A 3,920-nucleotide genomic window follows, 5' to 3' on the forward strand; every position below is an offset into this window, starting at 1 on the left:
CTGCTCCACCACGGCCGGCAGCAGCGCGTCCCACACCCGCCGCGTCCGCACCACCCGCAACCCCGGGGAGAGGCGGGCGTGCGCGCGCTGGAGCACCGCGTGCCGCGGGCGGAGGTCCTCCGGACGGTCGAGCGAGCCCAGCAGCTCGGGGACCCCGTCCAGCAGCCAGCGCACGGCACCGGCCGGCCCCCACGCCCGCGCCTCCACGGTGCGGCCGTCGCGGGAGACCCCCACGTGCAGGGTGCCGGGACCGGCCGGGGTGTTGGCCGCCAGGACGAGCTGGCCCGGCGCGGGCACCGTCGAGCTGGGGTCTCCTCCGCCGCGGCGCAGCGGGGCCAGCGTGCCGGGCAGGTCCACCGCCCACCCGGCACGCCACGACCGGGCGCCCTCGTGGGTGGGGGCCGGGGTGTCGGGGGTGGTCACCGGACCAGTGTCCCCGGCGGGCCGTAGCATGCACGAACGGCCACCGGCCGCCGAGCCCGTCGACCCCGCGTCCTCGGGCCCCGACCCCTCTGACACACGCGCCCTGCGGCGCGGGAAGGCCCCACAGATGACCACACCGGCGACGGTGCTGGAGCAGTTGACCACCGACCACCCCCACTCCCCCCGCCTCACCTGCTTCGACGACGTGCGCGGCGAGCGCATCGAGCTCTCCGGCGCCGTCCTGGTGAACTGGGTCAACAAGGCCGCCAACGTGCTGCAGGAGGAGTTCGACGCCGAGCCCGGCACCGTGGTGGTGGTCGACCTCCCGCGCGGCCACTGGCGCACCGCCTACTGGGTGCTCGCGGTCTGGGCGGTGGGCGCCACCGTGTCCCTGGACGACCACGAGGGGGCCGACGTGCTCGTGACCACCCGCCCGGTGAGCGACCTGGCCGACGACTCCGACGAGGTGGTGGCCGTGACCCTGCAGGCGCTGGCCCGCCGGTGGCCGGGCGAGGACCTGCCCAGCGGCGTGTTCGACGAGGCCGCCGAGCTGGCCAGCTTCGGCGACGGGTTCACCCCCTGGCACGAGGTGTCCGAGGAGGACGACGCCCTGGTGCACCAGGGCCAGCGGTGGTCGCGCGCGGAGGTCCTCGCCCCGCAGGAACCGGGGCGCGTCCTCGTGCTCTGCGACGACCCGGCTGAGCAGGTGCGCACGGCACTCGGCGTCTGGGGCGCCGGCGGGTCGGTGGTGACGGTGGTGTCCGCCGGGCCGGTCGACACCGGCGACGCGCGGCTGGTCGCCGAGGGGGTCACCCGCACCGCCCCCGGGGCGTGAGGCAGGTCACTCCGGGGATAGTGTGCGGCCATGGACAAAGTGGTCGCTTCAGCCCGTGAGGCCATCGAGGGCCTCGAGAACGGAATGCGCGTGGCCGTCGGGGGCTTCGGCCTCTGCGGCATCCCGCAGGTGCTCATCGAGGAGGTGCACGCCGCCGGCACCGCCGAGCTCGAGGTCGTCTCGAACAACTGCGGCGTCGACGGCTGGGGGCTGGGCGTGCTGCTCGACGCCGGCCGCCTGCGCCGTGTCATCGCCTCCTACGTGGGCGAGAACAAGGAGTTCGCGCGCCAGTACCTGGAGGGCGAGCTCGAGCTCGAGCTGACCCCGCAGGGCACGCTGGCCGAGAAGCTCCGCGCCGCCGGCACCGGCCTCGCCGCCTTCTGGACCCGCACCGGCGTGGGCACCCTGGTGGCCGAGGGCGGCATGCCCTGGCGCTACGACGCCGACGGCTCGGTGGCCGTGGAGTCCCCCGCCAAGGAGACCCGCGAGTTCACGATGCTCGACGAGACCCACGAGTACGTGCTCGAGGAGTCCCTCCCCTGCCACTTCGCCCTGGTGCGGGCCGCCAAGGGCGACCGCCACGGCAACCTCGTGTTCAACAAGTCGGCCCGCAACTTCAACCCGGTGGCGGCCATGGCCGGCCGGGTGACGGTGGCCGAGGTGGAGGAGCTCGTGGAACCCGGCGAGATCGACCCCGACGAGGTGGACCTGCCCGGCGTCTTCGTGCAGCGCGTGCTGGCGCTCAGCCCGGAGCGCGCCGCGGACAAGCGCATCGAGAAGCGCACCCTCACCGAGACCCCGCAGGAGGCCTGAGATGGCGCTGACCCGTGAGCAGATGGCGGCTCGTGCGGCCCAGGAGCTGCACGACGGCGACTACGTGAACCTCGGCATCGGCCTGCCGACGCTGGTGCCCAACTACGTCGACGACGACGTGGAACTGGTGCTTCAGTCCGAGAACGGCATCCTCGGCGTGGGCCGCTACCCCACCGAGGACGAGCTGGACCCCGACCTCATCAACGCCGGCAAGGAGACCGTCACGGTGCGCCGCGGCGCGAGCTTCTTCGACTCCTCGCTGAGCTTCGGCATGATCCGCGGCGGCAAGATCGACGCGGCCATCCTGGGCGCCATGCAGGTCTCGGCCGCCGGCGACATCGCCAACTGGATGATCCCCGGCAAGATGGTCAAGGGCATGGGCGGGGCCATGGACCTCGTGCACGGCGCCAAGAAGGTGGTGGTGCTCATGGAGCACGTCGCCAAGGACGGCAGCCACAAGATCGTGCAGGAGTGCTCCCTGCCGCTGACCGGCAAGCAGGTGGTGCAGCGCATCATCACCGACCTGTGCGTCATGGACGTCACCGAGGACGGGCTGGTGCTGCGCGAGCTGGCCGAGGGCGTGACCGAGGACGAGGTGCGCGAGCGGACCGGCGCCCCGTTCACCGTCGACCTGTCCTGAGCCGACGAGCACCCCGCACGAGGACGCCCCCGGCAGTTGCCGGGGGCGTCCTCGTGCGGTGGCGGGGACGGCGGTCCCTCAGCGACCGACGATGCGGCGGCGCAGCGCGCGGGGACTGGTGAGGAAGCCCCACCCCCAGGCCATGTGCATGGTGGCGATGACGGCCGGCACCCGCAGCGCGACCGCGGGCTCCTCCCGGCGCGCCTCGTACAGGCCGCCGGCGGTGACCGCCGCGAGGTAGGTGGCCGGCACCGCCAGCGCCGGGCGCCACCGCAGTCCCACGGCCGTGCCCAGCGCGCAGGCCACGAGGGCCGCCGGTGGGGCGAGGTAGCGGGCGTTGATCGACCCCTCGTGGAGGGCGGCCACCACCCGGCGCCACCGGCCGTAGTCCCGGTACTGCCGGGCGAGGGCGGGCAGGCTGCGGCGCGGCCGGTAGGCCACCACGAGCTCGGGGGTGAACCAGACCAGTCCCCCGGCCTGACGGATGCGCCAGTTCATCTCCCAGTCCTGGGCGCGGTCGAAGCGGGCGTCGTAGCCGCCCACCCGGTCGAGCCACTCGCGGCGGAAGCAGCCGAGGTAGACGGTGTCCGACGGCCCCTCCCCGCCACCGGTGTGGAAGCGCGCCCCGCCCACGCCGATGCGGGACCCCATCGCCACCGCCACGGCCCGCTCGACGACGGTGCGGCCCTGCGCGTGCATGATGCCGCCGACATTGGCCGCGCCGGTGCGCTCGAGCACCTCCACCGCGGTGCGCAGGTAGCCCGGGGAGAGCTCCCCGTGCGCGTCCACGCGCACCACCACCGGGTGCCGGGCCACGGACAGGGCGGCGTTCAGCCCGTCGGGGGTGCGCCCGCTGGGGTTGTCGATGACCACCACGCGCGGGTCGGCCGCGGCGAGGGCATCGGCCACCTCGCGGGTGCGGTCGCGCGAGGGGCCCACGGCCAGCACGACCTCCAGCTCCCCCGGCGCGTCCTGGGCGAGCACGGCCGCCACGGAGTCGGCGAGGTCAGCCTCCTCGTCGAGGACGGGCATGATCACGCTGAGGGCTGTCATGCGCACATTGTGCAGGCCCCGCGCGCCACGCCTGGGACCTGCCCGCGCCGCGTCCCAGCGTGGTCCCAGCCTCGTCGCCTAGGTGTTCTCGGTCAGGAGGTTGGTAGCAGCAGGACGGGCTTGAACGTGGGAGAACCTCCGGCTGGGATGTGGCTT

General features: G+C 74.2%; 4 protein-coding genes and 1 pseudogene. 3 read left to right on the forward strand and 2 right to left on the reverse strand.

Annotated elements, in window-relative coordinates:
• Positions 1–423, reverse strand: a pseudogene (locus tag CYJ76_RS12545) (DNA-3-methyladenine glycosylase 2 family protein); the annotation flags it as partial.
• Between the two features lie 127 nt (positions 424–550).
• Between CYJ76_RS12545 and CYJ76_RS10105 the strand changes: the two are divergent.
• From CYJ76_RS10105 to CYJ76_RS10115, 3 genes are read left to right on the forward strand one after another with little or no spacing between them, the layout of a single operon-like run.
• On the forward strand, positions 551–1,258 hold the full coding sequence (locus CYJ76_RS10105) for a TIGR03089 family protein (RefSeq protein WP_070705130.1): 708 nt from the start codon (positions 551–553) through the stop codon (positions 1,256–1,258).
• A 30-nt stretch (positions 1,259–1,288) separates the two neighbouring features.
• Positions 1,289–2,071 (forward strand): CoA transferase subunit A, encoded by a 783-nt coding sequence (locus tag CYJ76_RS10110; RefSeq protein WP_070705129.1) that lies wholly within the window; start codon positions 1,289–1,291, stop codon positions 2,069–2,071.
• A gap of 1 nt (position 2,072) precedes the next feature.
• Positions 2,073–2,711, forward strand: coding sequence for a CoA transferase subunit B (locus tag CYJ76_RS10115; RefSeq protein ID WP_070705128.1), 639 nt, complete (start codon positions 2,073–2,075; stop codon positions 2,709–2,711).
• Positions 2,712–2,789: 78 nt separating this feature from the next.
• On the opposite strand, the gene CYJ76_RS10120 is transcribed toward CYJ76_RS10115, so the two are convergent.
• Positions 2,790–3,764, reverse strand: a complete 975-nt coding sequence (locus CYJ76_RS10120; protein WP_070705661.1) for a glycosyltransferase family 2 protein — start codon at positions 3,762–3,764, stop codon at positions 2,790–2,792.
• Positions 3,765–3,920 lie beyond the last annotated feature (156 nt).

It is taken from the genome of Kytococcus schroeteri, assembly GCF_002847825.1.
Taxonomy (GTDB): Bacteria; Actinomycetota; Actinomycetes; order Actinomycetales; family Dermatophilaceae; genus Kytococcus; species Kytococcus schroeteri.